The 19,131-nt window shown below is 57.9% G+C and carries 12 protein-coding genes; 10 read left to right on the forward strand and 2 right to left on the reverse strand.

Annotation, left to right across the window (positions count from 1 at the left end; all coding sequences use genetic code 11):
• Positions 1 to 137: 137 nt before the first annotated feature.
• From NTD86_RS04570 to NTD86_RS04615, 10 genes are all read left to right on the forward strand, one after another.
• Positions 138 to 3,092 (forward strand): sensor histidine kinase, encoded by a 2,955-nt coding sequence (locus NTD86_RS04570; protein WP_262200985.1) that lies wholly within the window; start codon positions 138 to 140, stop codon positions 3,090 to 3,092.
• A 22-nt stretch (positions 3,093 to 3,114) separates the two neighbouring features.
• A complete protein-coding gene (locus NTD86_RS04575) occupies positions 3,115 to 4,551 on the forward strand; it encodes a sigma-54-dependent transcriptional regulator (protein ID WP_262200986.1) in 1,437 nt (478 codons plus the stop codon).
• A gap of 752 nt (positions 4,552 to 5,303) precedes the next feature.
• Positions 5,304 to 6,698: a polynucleotide adenylyltransferase PcnB gene (locus NTD86_RS04580; RefSeq protein WP_262200987.1), complete on the forward strand. Its 1,395-nt coding sequence runs from the start codon at positions 5,304 to 5,306 to the stop codon at positions 6,696 to 6,698.
• A gap of 3 nt (positions 6,699 to 6,701) precedes the next feature.
• Positions 6,702 to 7,202, forward strand: coding sequence for a 2-amino-4-hydroxy-6-hydroxymethyldihydropteridine diphosphokinase (folK, locus tag NTD86_RS04585; protein ID WP_262200988.1), 501 nt, complete (start codon positions 6,702 to 6,704; stop codon positions 7,200 to 7,202).
• Positions 7,203 to 7,405: 203 nt separating this feature from the next.
• Complete coding sequence (panB, locus tag NTD86_RS04590; protein WP_262200989.1) at positions 7,406 to 8,206, forward strand: 3-methyl-2-oxobutanoate hydroxymethyltransferase; 801 nt, start codon at positions 7,406 to 7,408, stop codon at positions 8,204 to 8,206.
• On the forward strand, positions 8,203 to 9,063 hold the full coding sequence (gene panC, locus NTD86_RS04595; protein ID WP_262200990.1) for a pantoate--beta-alanine ligase: 861 nt from the start codon (positions 8,203 to 8,205) through the stop codon (positions 9,061 to 9,063). The genes panB and panC overlap by 4 nt, the downstream gene beginning before the upstream one ends.
• A 267-nt stretch (positions 9,064 to 9,330) precedes the next feature.
• The gene (pgi, locus tag NTD86_RS04600; protein WP_262200991.1) at positions 9,331 to 10,995 is read left to right on the forward strand and encodes a glucose-6-phosphate isomerase; all 1,665 of its coding nucleotides are present in this window, start codon (positions 9,331 to 9,333) and stop codon (positions 10,993 to 10,995) included.
• 47 nt (positions 10,996 to 11,042) lie between these two features.
• A complete protein-coding gene (locus NTD86_RS04605) occupies positions 11,043 to 11,912 on the forward strand; it encodes an oxygenase MpaB family protein (RefSeq protein ID WP_262200992.1) in 870 nt (289 codons plus the stop codon).
• Between the two features lie 56 nt (positions 11,913 to 11,968).
• Entirely contained in the window at positions 11,969 to 12,982 is a 1,014-nt protein-coding gene (locus NTD86_RS04610) for a class I SAM-dependent rRNA methyltransferase (protein WP_262200993.1), read from the forward strand.
• Between the two features lie 108 nt (positions 12,983 to 13,090).
• Entirely contained in the window at positions 13,091 to 16,015 is a 2,925-nt protein-coding gene (locus NTD86_RS04615; protein WP_262200994.1) for a DUF748 domain-containing protein, read from the forward strand.
• A gap of 292 nt (positions 16,016 to 16,307) precedes the next feature.
• Here NTD86_RS04615 and NTD86_RS04620 read toward each other — a convergent pair whose 3' ends face one another.
• Both NTD86_RS04620 and pnp read right to left on the reverse strand, forming a co-directional pair.
• Complete coding sequence (locus NTD86_RS04620) at positions 16,308 to 16,661, reverse strand: BON domain-containing protein (RefSeq protein ID WP_262200995.1); 354 nt, start codon at positions 16,659 to 16,661, stop codon at positions 16,308 to 16,310.
• A 280-nt stretch (positions 16,662 to 16,941) separates the two neighbouring features.
• Positions 16,942 to 19,047: a polyribonucleotide nucleotidyltransferase gene (gene pnp, locus NTD86_RS04625; protein WP_262200996.1), complete on the reverse strand. Its 2,106-nt coding sequence runs from the start codon at positions 19,045 to 19,047 to the stop codon at positions 16,942 to 16,944.
• Positions 19,048 to 19,131 lie beyond the last annotated feature (84 nt).

Genomic DNA, 19,131 nt, shown 5'->3' on the forward strand with positions numbered 1-19,131 from the left:
GTTGCTGGTTGTCGGGATCTACCTCTTTTCCCCCGCCATCATGGATTGGTGGATCGACGCGACGGGCGCCTGGTACAGACCGTATCTGCTTTGGCTGATTCTGATCGTTGTGACCTTTATTCTTCAGAGCCAAAAAGATGCCGATGAGCTTTAGCCTGACCCAGATGGTGCTGGTCAGCGCCGCATATTTGCTGGTGCTGTTTGCAGTAGCGTGGATCAGCGAACGAGGCATGATCCCGCGCGCCATCATCCGCCACCCGCTGACCTACACCCTGTCACTGGGCGTTTACGCCAGCGCCTGGGCGTTCTATGGCACGGTGGGCCTGGCCTATGAATACGGGTACGGTTTTTTATCCAGCTACCTCGGGGTTTCCGGAGCCTTTCTGCTGGCCCCCGTGCTGCTCTACCCCATTTTAAAAATCACTCGCACCTACCAGTTGTCATCACTGGCCGACCTGTTTGCCTTCCGTTTTCGCAGCTCCTGGGCCGGCGCACTGACCACGGTTTTCATGCTGATCGGCGTGTTACCGCTGTTGGCCCTGCAAATTCAGGCAGTGGCGGACTCCATCAGCATCCTGACCCGAGAGCCGGTGCAACACCGTGTCGCCCTGAGCTTCTGCGCGATGATCACCCTGTTCACGATCTTCTTTGGGTCGCGGCACATCGCAACGCGCGAGAAGCACGAAGGGCTGGTGTTCGCCATTGCCTTTGAATCGGTGATCAAATTGGTCGCCATCGGCGGCATTGGGCTCTATGCCCTGTATGGCGTGTTTGGTGGCCCGCAACAGCTGGAGGTCTGGCTGCTGCAAAACCAGAACGCCCTCGCCGCCTTGCACACACCGCTGCAAGAAGGCCCATGGCGGACCCTGCTGCTGGTGTTCTTTGCCTCGGCCATTGTGATGCCGCACATGTATCACATGACCTTTACCGAAAACCTCAACCCGCGCGGACTGGTTAGCGCCAGCTGGGGCTTGCCCCTGTTCCTGCTGCTGATGAGCCTCGCTGTACCGCTGATTCTCTGGGCCGGCCTGAAACTGGGCGCAACCACCAACCCCGAGTACTTCACACTAGGAATCGGCATCACCGCCAACAGCAAGGCCCTGGCGCTGCTGGCGTATGTCGGTGGGCTCTCGGCGTCCAGTGGACTGATCATCGTGACCACCTTGGCGCTGTCAGGCATGGCGCTCAACCACCTCGTACTGCCGCTGTATCAACCGCCCGCAGAAGGCAACATCTACCGCTGGCTGAAGTGGACTCGCCGTGCACTGATTGTGGCCATCATCATGGCCGGCTACGGGTTTTACCTGCTGCTGGGGGCTGAGCAAGACCTGGCCAACCTGGGCATCGTCGCCTTCGTCGCCACCTTGCAGTTCCTGCCGGGCGTGCTCTCGGTTCTGTACTGGCCAACAGCTAACCGACGCGGCTTCATTGCCGGTTTGCTGGCCGGGATCGTGGTGTGGATGGGCAGCATGCTGTTCCCGCTGATCGGGAACTTCCAGGGTTTCTATATCCCGTGGCTCGACGTGGTGTATGTGCTGGACGACACCAGTTGGCACATGGCAGCGATCGCCTCGCTCGCCGCCAACGTGTTGATGTTCACCCTGATTTCCCTGTTCACCAACGCCAGCCCCGAAGAAGCCAGCGCAGCCGAAGCCTGCGCGGTAGATAACGTGCGTCGTCCACAACGCCGCGAACTGCATGCAGCCTCCCCGCAAGAGTTTGCCACTCAATTGGCCAAACCGCTGGGCGCCAAGGCGGCGCAAAAGGAAGTCGAACAAGCCCTGCGCGATCTGTATTTACCCTTCGACGAGCGTCGACCTTACGCCTTGCGTCGCCTGCGCGACCGCATCGAGGCCAACCTGTCCGGCCTGATGGGCCCCAGCGTTGCCCAGGACATGGTCGAAACCTTCCTGCCGTACAAATCCGGCGGCGAAAACTACGTGACCGAAGACATTCATTTCATCGAAAGTCGGCTTGAAGACTACCACTCCCGCCTGACCGGCCTGGCCGCCGAACTCGATGCCCTGCGTCGTTATCACCGACAAACGCTGCAAGAGCTGCCCATGGGCGTGTGCTCGCTGGCCAAGGATCAGGAAATCCTGATGTGGAACAAAGCCATGGAAGAGCTGACTAGCATTCCCGCGCAGCGCGTGGTCGGGTCGCGCCTGAACACTCTGGGCAATCCTTGGCGTGAGTTGCTGCAAGGTTTTATCAACCTGCCCGACGAACACTTGCACAAGCAGCACCTGGCCCTGGACGGCCAGACTCGCTGGCTGAACCTGCACAAGGCGGCCATTGATGAGCCGCTGGCACCGGGTAACAGCGGGTTGGTGCTGCTGGTCGAAGACTTGACCGACACCCAGATGCTCGAGGACAAACTGGTGCACTCAGAGCGCTTGGCCAGCATTGGTCGACTGGCGGCAGGCGTGGCACATGAAATCGGTAACCCGGTGACCGGCATTGCCTGCCTGGCGCAAAACCTGCGCGAAGAGCGCGAAGGCGATGGCGAACTGACGGAAATCAGCAGCCAGATCCTCGAACAGACCAAACGCATCTCACGCATCGTGCAGTCTTTGATGAGTTTCGCTCATGCGGGCAGCCATCAGCACAATGACGAGCCCGTTTGTCTGGCCGAAGTCGCTCAAGATGCCATTGGTCTGCTCGCCTTGAACAGACGCAACTTTGAGGTGCAGTTTTACAACCTGTGCGACCCCGATCACTGGGTCGACGGTGATCCGCAACGCTTGGCGCAGGTGTTGATCAACCTGCTGTCGAACGCCCGCGACGCCTCGCCTGCCGGCAGCGCAGTACGGGTCAAGAGCGAAGCCAGCGAACACACGGTCGACCTGATCGTTGAAGACGAAGGCACCGGGATTCCGAAGAACATCATGGACCGATTGTTCGAACCCTTCTTCACCACCAAGGACCCTGGCGAAGGTACCGGCTTGGGCCTTGCACTGGTCTATTCCATCGTTGAAGAGCATTATGGACAAATCACCATCGACAGCCCGGCTGACATTCAGAGCCAACGCGGAACCCGTATTCGGGTGACACTACCGCGTCATGTCGAAGCGACGTCCGCTGTGAACTGAGACCGTCGAGAGAACCGAATCAATGCCGCATATTTTGATCGTCGAAGACGAAACAATCATCCGCTCCGCGTTGCGCCGTCTGTTGGAGCGTAATCAGTACCAAGTCAGCGAAGCCGGCTCGGTACAGGAAGCGCAAGAGCGTTTCAGCATTCCCTCGTTCGACTTGATTGTCAGCGATTTGCGCCTGCCCGGCGCTCCGGGCACCGAGCTGATCAAGCTGGGCCAAGGCAAGCCGGTGCTGATCATGACCAGCTACGCGAGCCTGCGCTCAGCCGTGGACTCAATGAAAATGGGCGCGGTCGACTACATCGCCAAGCCCTTTGATCACGACGAAATGCTGCAAGCCGTGGCGCGGATCCTCAGGGACCGGCAAAACAACCAGAGCGTCGCTGCCGAGCGGCCGGCCGCCAAGTCCGGCAACACCGACAAACACGCAGTGGACAACAGCAACGGCGAAATCGGCATCATTGGCTCGTGCCCACCGATGCTCGACATGTACAGCAAGATCCGCAAGGTAGCGCCCACCGACTCCAATGTGCTGATCCAGGGTGAGTCAGGGACCGGTAAAGAACTGGTCGCCCGCGCCCTGCACAACCTGTCCCGACGCGCCAAGGCGCCGATGATTTCGGTCAACTGCGCAGCCATTCCTGAATCACTGATCGAATCCGAACTGTTCGGCCACGAAAAAGGCGCCTTTACTGGCGCCAGCGCCGGACGCGCGGGGCTGGTCGAAGCAGCCGACGGCGGGACATTGTTCCTCGACGAAATCGGCGAGCTGCCTCTTGAGGCCCAGGCGCGTCTGCTGCGCGTACTGCAAGAAGGCGAAATTCGCCGCGTGGGTTCGGTGCAGTCGCAAAAGGTCGATGTGCGCCTGATCGCCGCCACCCACCGCGACCTCAAGAATCTGGCCAAGGTTGGCCAATTCCGTGAGGACTTGTACTACCGTCTGCACGTCATCGCGCTCAAACTCCCGCCTTTGCGCGAACGCGGTGCTGACGTCAACGAAATTGCCCGCGCCTTCCTGGCTCGCCAAAGCGCCCGCATAGGCCGTACTGATCTGAAATTCGCCCCCGATGCCGAACGCGCCATCAGCCATTACTCCTGGCCAGGTAACGTGCGCGAACTGGAAAACGCCGTGGAGCGCGCCGTTATCCTGTGCGAAAGCCCGGAAATCTCGGCTGACCTACTGGGTATCGATATCGAGTTGAGCGATCTGCAGGACGACGACTTCATCGGCCTGGCCCCGCAGCAGAGCATCAGTAGCGGTAACACCAGCCTGGATCCGACTGAAGACCTGTCATTGGAAGACTACTTCCAGCACTTCGTTCTGGAGCATCAAGACCATATGACCGAGACCGAACTGGCCCGCAAGCTGGGGGTAAGTCGCAAATGTCTGTGGGAACGTCGTCAGCGCCTGGGCATTCCACGCAGAAAAACGGGTGTCGCCAGCGAAAACTGAGGTGGGTAACGCCTGGGGTAACACGCCAGACAGAGAAAAAACTGTTACCGCTGACTAATCACGTAACAAAAGCCGGGGATTACGGTAACGAAACCCCGGCTTTTTTTGGTCCGAAAAAAAGTGAAAAGCCGGGAACCCCCTTATTTTGCTGGGCCTCGCAAAAGTTGGCACGCACCCTGCTATATGTATTCGTACAAGAACAATAAGAAACACAGCAGCACACAATAAAAATAAGACGTATCGGCTCACGCATAACAAAAACAACACGGCGGAGGCGCAGCTAACTGATTGTTTTGGAGAGGTGTTGTACATGGGGCTTGCCCCACGGCTAGGCAGAGAACAACAAAAACTGCACTTAAAGCAGAGCCTGAACTAGTTGGATCATTGATCACATCAACACAGCGACCAAAGCAATCCGTTTGCTCTTATCTCTCGATTTGAGAGGGTTACACAGGGTCAACCCTGGTAACCAGGGCACTTAACAAAAACAAAAAGCCCGCAATCGATAATAAAAATAGAGCATGCAACTAATTCTGGGGGAGCTTCGGCTCCCCTTGTGCTTGCTGCGATTAACACCTGTCTGTGACACGCTCTGGCTCAACGCTTTTGCCGCAGTTTCGCTTGCCGCTTGTAGCTTAGCGCGCAAGACAAGCTCAGCTTCCTACACCATCCCCTGACTAAATGCTAGAATCCCCGCCCATCATGCGGTCATTCTTCGTTTTGGCCGAACATTCCTTCAAACAGTGCATCCCATGCTGAAGAAGCTGTTCCAGTCACTCCGTACTCCCAAGCGTCGCACGCAACAACTGCGTAGCACCCCTGAAGTGCTCAACAGCAGCCAACATTCGCTGCAACGCGCCCAATTCAGCCGTTACGCCGTCAATATTGTCGAACGTCTGCAAAACGCCGGTTATCAGGCCTATCTGGTCGGTGGCTGCGTGCGCGACATGCTGCTCAACATCACGCCCAAAGACTTTGACGTCGCCACCAGCGCCACCCCAGAACAGGTGCGCGCCGAGTTTCGCAATGCGCGAATCATTGGTCGTCGGTTCAAGCTGGTCCATATCCATTTTGGTCGCGAAATCATTGAGGTCGCGACGTTCCGCGCCAATCACCCGCAAAACGACGAAGAGGAAGACAGCAACCAGTCCTCGCGTAACGAAAGCGGGCGTATTTTGCGTGACAACGTGTACGGCACACTTGAAGAAGACGCCCAGCGTCGTGACTTCACGATCAACGCCTTGTACTACGATCCGGTAAGCGAGCGAATTCTCGATTACGCCAACGGCGTGCACGACATTCGCAACCATCTAATTCGCCTTATCGGCGATCCTCAGCAACGCTACCAGGAAGATCCGGTGCGCATGCTGCGCGCCGTGCGTTTCGCTGCAAAGCTCGACTTTGGTATCGAGAAGCACACCGCAGCGCCGATCCGCGCCCTGGCGCCAATGCTGCGCGAGATCCCGTCTGCGCGACTGTTCGAAGAGGTCTTGAAGCTGTTCCTGTCGGGCAACGCGGCTGACACCTTCGAAATGCTGGTAGACCTGCAGTTGCTCGATCAACTGTTCCCGGCCAGTGCCGAGGCGCTGGAACACAACCCGACGTACACCCACACCCTGATCAGCGAAGCCTTGCGCAACACTGACCTGCGAATCAAGCAGGGCAAACCGGTGACCCCGGCCTTCCTGTTTGCCGCCTTGTTGTGGCCCGCCCTGCCGGCTCGCGTAATGCACCTGCAAGACCGTGGCATGCCAGCCATTCCTGCCATGCAGGAAGCGGCACACGACCTGATCGCCGAACAATGCACACGCATTGCCATCCCCAAGCGTTTCACGCTGCCGATCCGTGAGATCTGGGACATGCAAGAACGCTTGCCGCGCCGCAGCGGCAAACGCGCCGACATGCTGCTCGACAACCCGCGCTTCCGGGCAGGCTATGACTTCTTGCTGCTGCGTGAAAGCGCGGGCGAGCAGACCCACGGCCTGGGCGAATGGTGGACCGACTATCAGGACGCCAATGACAGCGGCCGTCGCGAGATGATCCGCGAATTGAGCACTGCTAAAGAAGACGGCGCAGGCCCTGCCCCGCGCAAACGTCGCCGTACCGGCAGTAGCAAACGCAAACGCAGTGCGGGCGCGGACGAGTAAGTGATGGAACGTATCTACATCGGCATGGGCAGCAATCTGGCTGAGCCGGCAGAACAACTGCGCAGTGCCGTCCAGGCATTGGCGCAACTGCCAGACTCACATTTGGCCGGGGTTTCGGCGTTCTATCAGAGCGATTCGTTACTGCCCGGTCAGCCGCGCTACACCAATGCCGTGGCAGCCATCGACAGCACTCTGGCGCCGCTGCAACTGCTCAATGCGCTGCAAGCCATTGAACTTGATCAGGGCCGTGAGCGCCACGAACGCTGGGGCCCACGCACCCTGGATCTTGACATCCTGCTCTTCGGTGATCATTTGATCGACGAACCTCGGCTCAAAGTCCCGCATTACCACATGCACGCCCGCCCTTTCGTTCTGTACCCATTGGCCGAACTGGCGCCAGCCTCGCTGGTTCTCGCAGATGGCCGCAGCCTTGAGCAATTACTGGCTCACTGCCCATTCGTCGGCCTTGAGCGTCTCGCACCACTCGCTGAAACGAATCAATGAGTGCGGTAACACTCAAGCGGTAACACCTCTAATTGACTTCCAGTGCCCCCGTCACGACTATAGGCATCCCGCCGCCCATTGGACGGCGCAATGTGAAAAGCAGGCGCTACAAGCACCGTCTCTAAAAGGTGTGTCTGCTTATACGATGAATCACGTGCGTGACACGCAGTGGTTATCACACTGCCTGACGAGGATCCTTTTTCATGCCGGCTATCACCCTGACCACCCTGCAAAGCCTTAAGCAAAAAGGTGAAAAAATCACCATGCTGACGTGCTATGACGCCACCTTCTCCCACGTCTGCAATCAGGCAGGCGTGGAAGTGTTACTGGTGGGCGACTCCTTGGGCATGGTTCTGCAAGGGCATGACAGCACTCTGCCAGTCACTACTGCCGAAATGGCCTACCACGTGGCCAGCGTCAAGCGCGGCAACCAAGACGCCTTGATTCTCGCGGACCTGCCGTTCATGGCCAACGCGACGACTGAGCAAACGCTGAACAACAGCGCCCAATTGATGCAGGCGGGCGCACACATGATCAAAGTTGAAGGGGCCGTGTGGCTCGCCGAATCGATCCGACTGCTGGCCGAGCGAGGCATTCCGGTGTGTGCCCACATGGGCCTGACCCCACAAACCGTCAACGTGCTGGGGGGCTATAAAGTTCAGGGCCGCAACGAAAATCAGGCTCGCCAGATGCGCGCCGATGCGATCGCCCTGGAACAGGCCGGTGCGGCCATGTTGCTGCTCGAATGCGTACCGAGCGAACTGGCCAAAGAAATCACCAACGCGGTCAAAATTCCGGTCATCGGCATTGGTGCCGGCAGTGATACCGACGGTCAGGTGCTGGTCCTGCACGACATGCTCGGCCTGTCGCTGACCGGGCGCGTACCCAAGTTCGTGAAAAACTTCATGACCGGACAACCCGACATCCAATCGGCAATCAGCGCTTATGTGGCTGAAGTCAAAGCCGTCAGCTTTCCTGGCACCGAACACGGATTCTCTGCATGAACACAGTCAAAACCGTTCGCGAGTTGCGCGCCGCTGTTGCCCGCGCCCGCAGCGAAGGAAAACAAATCGGCCTGGTGCCCACCATGGGCAACCTGCACAGCGGTCACGCGGCATTAGTGACCACCGCCGCCCAGCAAGCCGATTTCGTCGTCGCGAGTATTTTCGTCAACCCGCTGCAGTTCGGCGCCAATGAAGACCTGGACACCTACCCGCGCACGCTTGCGGCCGACCAGGAAACGCTCTTGCAGGCAGGCTGCAACCTGCTGTTCGCGCCGTCTGACGAAGAAATGTACCCCAACGGCATGACAGGCCTGACCCGCGTGACCGCCGCACAACTGAGCAATGAACTGTGCGGCAGTCGTCGTCCGGGGCATTTCGACGGTGTGACCACTGTCGTCAGCAAGCTTTTCAACATGGTCCAACCCGATCTGGCGATCTTTGGCCAGAAGGACTATCAGCAACTGGCCGTGATCCGTGCCATGGTCAATGACCTCAACATCCCGGTACAGATTATTGGCGAGCCCACCGTGCGTGCCGAAGATGGCCTGGCCTTGTCTTCGCGCAATGGCTATTTAAGCGATGAGCAGCGCCAGATGGCGCCCTCCTTGTACCGCCATCTGAACGAAATCGTTCAGGCGATCAAAGCCGGTGCGCGGGATTACCCTGAGCTGATTCGCCACCACTTGGCGCTGATCGAGTCTGAAGGGTTTCGCCCCGACTACCTGGAGATCCGTCAGGCACAGACCCTGCTGCCAGCGACCATCGATGATCGCGACGTGGTGATTCTGGTTGCAGCGTTCCTGGGCAGCACGCGCCTGATCGACAACATACACCTGAACCTTGAGGGTTCATTTTAAGAAGCGGTCTGCACGGAACAGCAGGTCCGCCCCCCAACCCATCACCTAACACTGAAAACTGTGTAGTACCCGAGTAACATGCTCGTGACAAAAGTTACGCAGTAGCGTCAGACAAAGCCGAGACAGAAGCGGGCGCGAGGTTTACTGTAATCGCCCTGCTTCTGAATGAAGCGCAGAATCAGACCGACCGAAATCTTGACCTCAGATCGAAGGTTTCGGTGTTTTCAGTGTCCAAAAGGCAGTTCAAGCAAAAGGATATTCGCAGCGATGGCGTACTACCGCACTCCTCACGACGTTACCGCTCTGCCCGCCTGGCAAGCGCTAAAACTGCACCGCGCCGACATGCAACATTTCAGCATGCGCGATGCCTTCAACAGCAACCCCAAGCGCTTTGAGGATTTCTCCTTAAGCAGCTGCGGGCTGTTTCTGGATTACTCGAAAAACCTGATCACCGATCAAACCCGCAACTTGCTGGTTAATCTGGCTAACGAGGCCGATCTCAAAAACGCGATCAAGTCGCTGTTCGAAGGCGACATCGTCAACGCATCCGAAGGTCGTCCAGCCCTGCACACTGCCCTGCGCCGTCCTGTGGCCGACAAGCTGTCGGTGAACGGCGTGAACATCATGCCGCAGGTGCATAAAGTCCTGAATCAAATGACCGAACTGGTCGGCAAGATTCACGACGGCCTGTGGCGCGGCTATACCGAAAAGCCGATTACTGACGTGGTCAACATCGGTATTGGTGGCTCATTCCTCGGCCCGGAGTTGGTCTCTGAAGCGCTGCTTTCCTACGCGCAAAAAGGCGTGCGCTGCCACTATCTGGCGAACATCGACGGCAGTGAGTTCCACGAACTGACCGCAAAACTGCGTGCAGAAACCACGCTGTTCATCGTGTCCTCGAAATCCTTCAACACCCTCGAAACCCTGAAAAACGCGCAAGCGGCACGGGCCTGGTACTTGGCTCAAGGCGGTTCGGAAGCTGAACTGCATCGCCACTTTATCGCGGTGTCGAGTAACAACGCGGCGGCCGTAGCGTTCGGTATTCGTGAAGAAAACATCTTCCCGATGTGGGACTGGGTGGGCGGTCGTTACTCGCTGTGGTCGGCCATTGGGTTGCCAATTGCGCTAGCGATCGGTATGTCCAACTTCAAAGAGCTGCTGTCCGGCGCCTACAGCATGGACCAGCACTTCCAGAACGCACCGTTCGAGCAAAACATGCCGGTGCTGATGGCCGCGCTGGGCGTGTGGTACGGCAACTTCTGGGGCGCACAAAGCCACGCGATCCTGCCGTACGACCACTACCTGCGCAACATCACCAAGCACTTGCAACAGCTGGACATGGAGTCCAACGGCAAGAGCGTGCGCCAGGACGGCACCCCGGTGTCGACCGATACCGGTCCGGTGATCTGGGGCGGCGTGGGTTGTAACGGTCAGCACGCCTATCACCAGTTGCTGCACCAAGGCACCCTGCTGATTCCCGCGGACTTCATTGTGCCGATTGTCAGCTTCAACCCCGTGTCCGATCACCATCAGTGGCTGTACGCCAACTGCTTGTCGCAAAGCCAGGCCTTGATGCTGGGTAAAACCCGCGAAGAAGCCGAGGCAGAACTGCGCGACAAAGGCCTGGGCGAAGAAGAAGTGCAAAAGCTGGCGCCGCACAAGGTGATCCCGGGCAACCGCCCGAGCAACACCCTGGTGGTTGAACGCATCAGCCCGCGCCGTCTGGGTGCGCTGGTGGCGCTGTACGAGCACAAGGTTTTTGTCCAAAGCGTTATATGGGGCATCAACGCATTCGACCAGTGGGGCGTAGAGCTGGGTAAAGAACTCGGCAAAGGCGTTTACAACCGCCTGACCGGTAACCTCGAAGAGCCAGCTGAAGACGCATCGACCCAAGGTCTGATCAACTACTTCCGCGGCCGTCATCGCGGTTGATGGATAGCCGGCCAGTCTCCCCGACTGGCCGGCACAGCCGAGGCACCATGGAATTTATTCGTCGCCCGATCGAACGCCAGATCATGAACCTGACCGGGCTTTCACTCGGTCGGCTCGACCTCGAAAACCCCAAAGGCGACCCTGGCCTGTTTGGACCCGATTCTCTCAGTTGGCGTGTGCACGGTGATTTCACCAGCATGCTGATTGGCGGCATCAGCGCCTTGATGCTGCAAGCCTTGCACCCGTTGGCTTTGGCCGGGGTGTGGGACCACTCCAATTTCCGCCAGGACATGCTGGGCCGTTTGCGCCGTACCGGCCAGTTCATATCCGGCACCACCTTTGGCTCCACCCAGGATGCCAACTGGCTGATCGACAAAGTGCGCACCATTCATTTGCAAGTGACGGGCACCGGGCTGGATGGCCGGCCATACGCCGCCAGCGACCCAGAACTGCTCACGTGGGTGCACGTGGCTGAAGTCAGCAACTTCTTGGCGGCGCATCTTCGCTACCGCAATCCGCACTTGTCTGATGAAGATCAAGACCAGTATTACGATGAAATTGCATCGGTCGCCGAACGCCTGGGCGCCAGGGACGTGCCGCGCTCGCGTCAGCAGGTTGCTCAGTATCTCGCGCGTGTTCGCCCGCAGTTGCTCTGCGATGAACGCAGCCACGAAGTGATTCGCTTGCTGCTCAATGCGCCCGCCCCCAGCCTGCTGGCCAAACCGTTCGGTGCGCTGATGATGCAGGCCGGGATTGATTTGTTGCCTGACTGGGCCAGCGATCAGCTTGGGCTTGTACAGCGCCCACTGACCCGCCAGTGCGTGCGCGCGGGTGTTAACAGTACCGCGCCAATTCTGCGCTGGGCTGTGCGCAACGGTTCGGTGCAGCGCGCACGGCGGCGAATGGGGCTTGGATGATTGACCTCAGGGTCTGGTAAACTGCCGCGCCTTATCTGTCCCCCAAGGCGCCTCGCATGTCTTCCTTGAATCAGGCGCTGCGCGCCGCCCTCGATAATCGCCACGATTTATTGGCTGAACTGCACTCGCAGGGCACTGACTGCTATCGCCTGTTCCATGGCAGCCAGGAAGGTGCGGGCGGCCTGACCATCGACCGCTACGGCCCTCAATTACTGGTGCAGAGCTTCCATCAGCGCCTTGAGCGCGCTGATTTGCTGCAACTGCATGCAGCTGTCAATCAGCATCTGGGCCTGGAACTTCTGCTCGTGTACAACGACCGCTCCCAGGGAAACTCACGCATTGATCGCGAAGACACGGTGTACCGTGCCGAAGACGCCGCGCTGGAGGATATGATCGGCCACGAGTGGGGGCTGAACTACCGGGTGCGTGGACGTCATGCTGGCCAGGACCCCTTGCTGTTTCTGGACCTGCGCAACGCGCGCGGCTGGGTCAAGCAACACAGTGCGGGCAAGCGTGTGCTTAACCTCTTTGCCTACACCTGCGGCGTAGGTCTGAGCGCAGCGGCGGGCGGTGCCAGTGAGGTTTGCAACCTGGACTTTGCCGAGGGCAACCTGGCCGTTGGCCGTGAAAATGGCCTGCTGAACCCTGAATTGAAGAAGATGACCTTCGTTCAGTCTGACTACTTCGCCGCGATCCGCCAATTGGCCGGATTGCCGATTGTTCAGCGCCGTCACAAACTGCCGGCCTACCCCCGCCTCGACCAACGTGAATATGACTTGGTGCTGCTCGACCCACCTGCCTGGGCCAAAAGTGCTTTTGGCACCGTCGACTTGCTGCGTGACTATCAGAGCCTGCTTAAGCCAGCGGTCCTCACCACCGCCCAGGATGGTGTCCTGATCTGCTGCAACAACCTGGCAAAAGTCAGCATGGACGACTGGCGCGAACAAGTACTGCGCTGCGCCGAGAAGGCCGGCCGCCCCGTGCGCGACTGGCAAGTGCTGACGCCCGCATCGGACTTCCCGTCTATGGATAATCAGCCGCCGCTGAAAACGCTGATTTTGCAGTTCTAAACGCCAGCAAAAAAGGGAAAAGTCCTGCCCAAAATTAGGCGCTCATATCGGAACCGGAAACGCGTGCCATACTCAAAGGCACTCCTGAACGTAAAGACGACGCCTCACATGCTCAAAGGATTGTTACGCGCCATTGGCGCAGTGTTAACGGCTATCGCGATTTATAGCGTGCTGGGCTTCTTTATTTTGCCCGGCGTCGGCTTGCGCATCATTAATCAGCAGCTAGCCCACTACGCCACCGTCCCGGCCAAACTTGACCGACTGGAGTTCAATCCTTTCAGCCTGGAGCTGACGCTGTGGGGCTTGAGGGTCGGTGAACCCGGCAAGGAACAAGTCGGGTTCGAGCGCCTTTACACCAACCTGCAAGTCGACAGCTTGTGGACCAAAGCCCTGCACCTGACCGACGTGCAACTGGACAAGCCCAAGACCGAACTGCTGTTCAGCAAGGATGGCACCTTCAATCTGGCCCAACTGTTCAAATTACCGGCCAGCGAACCAACGCCTGACAACCCCGACAGCAAACCTTTCCCGGTGCGCATCGACAACATCAAACTCGCCGACGGCTACCTGCATTTCATCGATCAACGCCCCAGTGAGCCGATCGAGTTTCTGTATGACTCGATGAACCTTGAGCTGAAAAACCTCAGCACCTTGCCCGAAGACAACGCCGATATGACCTTGGTCGCGATAGGTCCGGCAGGCGGCCGAATTGACTGGACCGGTACGCTGAGCCTGGTGCCTGTTGCATCCACGGGCAAGCTCACAGTTACCGACAGCCAAATGAAAGCCTGGTGGCCTTATGTGCGCGACGCGCTGCCATTGGCGCTTGAAGACGGCGTGGTGAATTTCAGCACCGATTACACGCTGAACCTGGCCAAGGACACAGAGCTGGTACTGAACAACCTGACCGCCAGCATTGCTCCTTTCAAGGTCAACGCTGCGGACGGCCGCCCACTGGTGCGCCTGGAACGTCTGGCGGTCAGCGACACCACGGTCGACCTGGCCAAACAACAAGTGGTGGTCGGCAAGATCCAGAGCAACAACCTGGAGACTTGGGCAGCCCGGGAAAAAGATGGCCAGCTCGATTGGCAAAAGCTGTTTGCCAGCCAACCCGTCAAACCGGCACCCAAAACTGACGACGTCGTAACCGTTGAGGCTCCAAAACCCACCCCGGCCGCGCCCAGCAAGCCGTGGCAAGTACTGCTCAAGGACGTTGAGCTGCGCGACTATCGCGTGCACCTGGCCGACAAGGAACCTAAAACACCGGTCGCGCTGGACGTCGGCCCGCTCAACCTGAACCTGAAAAACTTCGACAGCCTGAACCGGTCACCCTTCACGCTCACACTCGACACGGGTATTGGTAAACAGGGCAAGCTGACCGCCAGCGGTGATGTCAACTTGAGCCCCATCAGCGCGAAGCTCAAGGTCACCACCAAAGACATCGACCTGCGGGTCGCCCAGGCATACATCGACCCATTTATTCGCCTAGAACTGCGCAGCGGCATGCTCGACAGTGATCTGGCGGTCAATCTCAAAGGGGTCGAGCCGCTGGCCTTCACCGTAGAGGGCCGTGCCCAGGTAGACCAACTGCACACCCTGGACACGATGAAGAACCGCGACTTCCTGAAATGGCAGCGGTTGGTACTTGAAGACCTGAACTACCAGCATGACGCCAGCCTGTCGATTGCCAAGGTCAATCTGACACAGCCTTATGTGCGCTTCATGATCAATGATGATCGCACCACCAACATCGATGACCTGTTAATCCCGCAAGCCCCCGACAAAGGCGCCAAAGGCCCAGCCAAACCGGCGACGGCCGCCAGCAAGCCCTTGGCGATTCATGTAGGTGGGATCGCGATCAATGATGGCTCGGCGAACTTCGCCGACTTTACCCTGACACCGTTCTTCGCCACCGCCATCCAACAGCTCAACGGTCAGATTGGCACCATTGATAGTCGCCAGGCCAAACCGGCCAGCGTGAATGTGGCGGGAAAGGTTGACCGCTATGCACCGGTCACGATCAAGGGCAGCGTCAATCCTTTTGACCCAATGGCCAGTCTCGACATCGCCACCAGCTTCAAACGTGTCGAGCTAACCACATTGACGCCCTACTCCGGCAAGTTTGCCGGGTATCGGATTCGTAAAGGGCGCCTGAGCCTGGATCTGCACTACTTGATCACTCAAGGCCAGCTCAAGGCTGAAAACAAGGTGGTGATTGAACAATTGCAACTGGGCGAGAAGGTCGACAGCCCTGACGCCGTCAACCTGCCGCTGAAACTGGCGGTGGCCTTGCTTAAAGACACCAACGGTACGATCTCGATCGAACTGCCAGTGACAGGCGATCTGAACAATCCGCAGTTCAGTGTGATGCCGATTGTTTGGCAGACCCTGCGCAATCTGGTCCTGCGTGCGGCGCAAGCACCGTTCAAGTTCATTGCCGGCCTGGTCACCGGCGGTGGTTCAGAAGACCTCGGTACCGTGTCATTCGCACCGGGCTCCAGCGATCTGAACCCAGATGCACAAAAAGCTCTGATCACGCTGGCCGAGGCTTTGAAACAACGCCCGGCCTTGCGCTTGGAAATTGAAGGCACGGCTGCCCGCAGCAGTGACGGTCCACTGATTGCGCAAGAGCGACTGGAGCGTGAGTATCAGTACAACTACTACAAAATCCTCCAGCGCCGCGGTGACAAGGTCCCAGCCAGCGCAGGGCTGCTGAAGGTTCCAGACGATGAAAAAGGGCCGTTGCTGGAAGGTATCTACCGCGCACGGCTCAAACAACAGCCACCTGCTGAGTGGACCCAGCTGAGCCGCGACGAACGTGCGGCCAGGATGAGTGCCGCATTGATCGATTTCTGGAGCAAGAGCGATGTGCTCTTGCGTCAACTGGGCCAAGAGCGGGCGAGCAGCATCAAGGACTATCTGGTCGATAAAGGCGGCCTGGCTGACGAGCGCGTGTACTTCATCGACGCCACACTGGGTGAAGCCGAAAGCGATGGCCGGATAATTTCACCGCTGCATTTGGACAGTGAGTAAGGCATCAACCTGCGTGAGCTGCGATCTGTTTAACCGGCCAAAAGATCGCAGCCTTGGTGCCTCGGCAGCGCCTGCGACACATCTGTTCCCGCCATCCACCTCGCCCCAGGGTGGTGTCGTAGACTGCGATCTTGGGGTTGGCCCTGCAAAATAGAACAGCCCCCGGCGCACTACGCCGGGGGCTGTAATGACCACTTCCGTGTGGCCGTCGCATGAACCTATTCTGAAAGCTGCAGGCGTAACGCTTAAATCACCTGCTCCTGCTTTCCCCCGGCTCTACGAATTAGCGTGATTACTCTGCTTTCAGACCATCGGCCGAAACAGCTTTAACACCTTTGATCTTCTTGGTGATATCGACAGCGATTTTCTTTTGCGCTTCAGTGACCGCTACTGTCGAGGACAGGGAAACCACGCCTTTGTTGGTTTCTACCTTGATGTCCGAACCTGGAATGCCCTTCTCGGTCAGCAGGTCAGATTTAACTTTGGTCGTGATCCAGGTATCAGAAGTAGCTTCCTTGGCTTTGGTGACTTCACCAGCAGCCACGACCATCGGCGCCTGAGTAGTTGCTTGAGCAGCGAACGCAGCATTGGCCAGGGTCAAGGTCAGAGCGGTGGCAGTTGCGGCAGCAATAGCGAACTTCTTCATACAAGTAACTCCTGTCTTCTTAAAAATCTGCGCCGTGTCACAGCAGCAGGGTTATCAGTACCAGTGCAGGGCCTGTGCCAACTTTTTAAAAGAATAAAATCCTTAAAAATCAGATAGTTATGATCTCATCATTTTGGGCAGATCGTGCAGATTGCATGACGCCACTCAAAACAGCATGCAAGTTGCGGCTTTTCGATCATGGCCTTTTGCACTGCCTATTACTGTAGACATAAAAAAAGGATCCCGAAGGATCCTTTTTCAAAGCAGGTGTCTGCAGCGATTAAGCTTGCGACGCCTTGGCAGCCGCTACGTCCTTGATGGACAGCTTGATACGGCCGCGGTTGTCCACGTCCAGCACCAGCACTTCAACTTCCTGACCTTCTTTCAGAATGTCAGTCACTTTCTCAACACGAGCGTCGCTCAGCATCGAAATGTGAACCAGGCCGTCTTTGCCTGGCAGGATGTTGACGAATGCGCCGAAGTCGACGATGCGCTCAACCTTACCTACGTAGATTTTGCCGATTTCAGCTTCAGCAGTGATGCTCAGAACGCGCTGACGCGCTGCTTCTGCTGCTTCTTTGGACTCACCGAAGATCTTGATCGAACCGTCGTCTTCGATGTCGATCGAAGCCTTGGTTTCTTCACAGATTGCACGGATGGTCGCGCCACCTTTACCGATAACATCACGGATTTTGTCGGTGTCGATTTTCATCGCGATCATGGTCGGCGCGTTAGCCGACAGCTCGTTACGCGACTGACCGATGATCTGGTTCATCTGGCCCAGGATGTTCAGGCGAGCTTCCAGGGCTTGGCCCAGGGCGATCTCCATGATTTCCTCGGTGATGCCCTTGATCTTGATGTCCATCTGCAGCGCGGTAACACCTTTGGAGGTACCGGCTACTTTGAAGTCCATGTCGCCCAGGTGGTCTTCGTCGCCCAGAATGTCGGTCAGAACGGCAAACTTCTCGCCTTCCTTAACCAAGCCCATGGCGATACCGGCTACCGGAGCCTTCATCGGTACGCCCGCGTCCATCAGTGCCAGGGATGCACCGCAAACCGAAGCCATGGAGCTGGAACCGTTGGACTCGGTGATTTCCGAAACAACACGGATGGTGTACGGGAACACGTCAGCTTCAGGCAGCATGGCCTGAACCGAGCGGCGAGCCAGGCGGCCGTGACCGATTTCGCGACGACCAGCGCCACCCATGCGACCACATTCACCTACCGAGAACGGAGGGAAGTTGTAGTGCAGCATGAACGGGTCTTTTTTCTCGCCTTCAAGGGTGTCCAGCAGTTGTGCATCACGGGCAGTGCCCAGCGTTGCAACGACCAGAGCCTGGGTTTCACCACGGGTGAACAGCGCCGAACCGTGAGTTTTTGGCAGTACGCCAACTTCGATGTTCAGAGGGCGAACAGTCTTGGTGTCACGGCCATCGATACGCGGCTTGCCGTTAACGATGTTTTCGCGAACGGTGCGATATTCGATTTCACCGAAGGCAGCTTTGACGTCGCTGGCAGAAGGCTGACCTTCTTCACCGGACAGTTTGGCAACCACTTGGTCTTTCAATTCACCCAGGCGAGCGTAACGGTCAGCCTTGACGGTGATGGTGTAAGCCTGGGAGATCGCTTCGCCGAACTCGGAGCGGATAGCGCCCAGCAGGTCGGTGGCTTCTGGAGCAGCAGCCCAGTCCCAAGTCGGTTTGGCAGCTTCTGCAGCCAGCTCTTTAACCGCCTGGATTACCACTTGGAATTCATCGTGAGCGAACAGTACCGCGCCCAGCATCTGGTCTTCGGTCAGCTCTTTGGCTTCCGATTCAACCATCAATACGGCTTCCGACGTACCGGCAACTACCATGTCCAGGCTCGAGGCCGCCAGTTGCTCGTAGGTCGGGTTCAACAGGTAGCCGGTGCTTTCGTGGTAAGCAACGCGCGCTGCGCCGATTGGACCATCGAAAGGAATACCGGAAATGGCCAGTGCAGCCGAAGTACCGATCATCGCAGCGATGTCCGGATCGGTTTTCTTGCTGGTGGACAGAACGGTGCAGACAACCTGCACTTCGTTCATGAAACCTTCCGGGAACAGTGGACGGATCGGGCGGTCAATCAAACGCGAGGTCAGGGTTTCTTTTTCGGAAGGGCGACCTTCACGCTTGAAGAAACCGCCTGGGATTTTACCCGCAGCGTAGGTTTTTTCCTGGTAGTGAACAGACAGAGGGAAGAAGCCCTTGCCTGGATCAGCTTGCTTGGCACCTACAACCGTCACCAATACGCTGACGTCGTCGTCAACGGTGACCAATACTGCGCCGGAAGCCTGACGGGCGATACGGCCAGTCTCGAGGGTGACGGTCGACTGACCGAACTGGAATTTTTTGATAACCGGGTTCACGGTGTCCTACCTTCTCTTTGTGACTCTTGGGGAACGGGTTTCTTGCGAAAAACGTGTGCACCGCCGGGACGTGCCCGACTCAAG

It is taken from the genome of Pseudomonas sp. 7P_10.2_Bac1 (assembly GCF_025465935.1).
In the GTDB taxonomy this organism is placed as follows: Bacteria; Pseudomonadota; Gammaproteobacteria; order Pseudomonadales; family Pseudomonadaceae; genus Aquipseudomonas.

Coding starts and splice junctions, on each gene's coding strand:
- NTD86_RS04580 (WP_262200987.1), top strand. CDS start 5,304: ATGCTGAAGAAGCTGTTCCAGTCACTCCGTACTCCCAAGCGTCGCACG.
- NTD86_RS04610 (WP_262200993.1), top strand. CDS start 11,969: ATGTCTTCCTTGAATCAGGCGCTGCGCGCCGCCCTCGATAATCGCCAC.
- NTD86_RS04570 (WP_262200985.1), top strand. CDS start 138: ATGCCGATGAGCTTTAGCCTGACCCAGATGGTGCTGGTCAGCGCCGCA.
- pgi (WP_262200991.1), top strand. CDS start 9,331: ATGGCGTACTACCGCACTCCTCACGACGTTACCGCTCTGCCCGCCTGG.
- NTD86_RS04620 (WP_262200995.1), bottom strand. CDS start 16,661: ATGAAGAAGTTCGCTATTGCTGCCGCAACTGCCACCGCTCTGACCTTG.
- NTD86_RS04575 (WP_262200986.1), top strand. CDS start 3,115: ATGCCGCATATTTTGATCGTCGAAGACGAAACAATCATCCGCTCCGCG.
- panB (WP_262200989.1), top strand. CDS start 7,406: ATGCCGGCTATCACCCTGACCACCCTGCAAAGCCTTAAGCAAAAAGGT.
- folK (WP_262200988.1), top strand. CDS start 6,702: ATGGAACGTATCTACATCGGCATGGGCAGCAATCTGGCTGAGCCGGCA.
- NTD86_RS04615 (WP_262200994.1), top strand. CDS start 13,091: ATGCTCAAAGGATTGTTACGCGCCATTGGCGCAGTGTTAACGGCTATC.
- NTD86_RS04605 (WP_262200992.1), top strand. CDS start 11,043: ATGGAATTTATTCGTCGCCCGATCGAACGCCAGATCATGAACCTGACC.
- panC (WP_262200990.1), top strand. CDS start 8,203: ATGAACACAGTCAAAACCGTTCGCGAGTTGCGCGCCGCTGTTGCCCGC.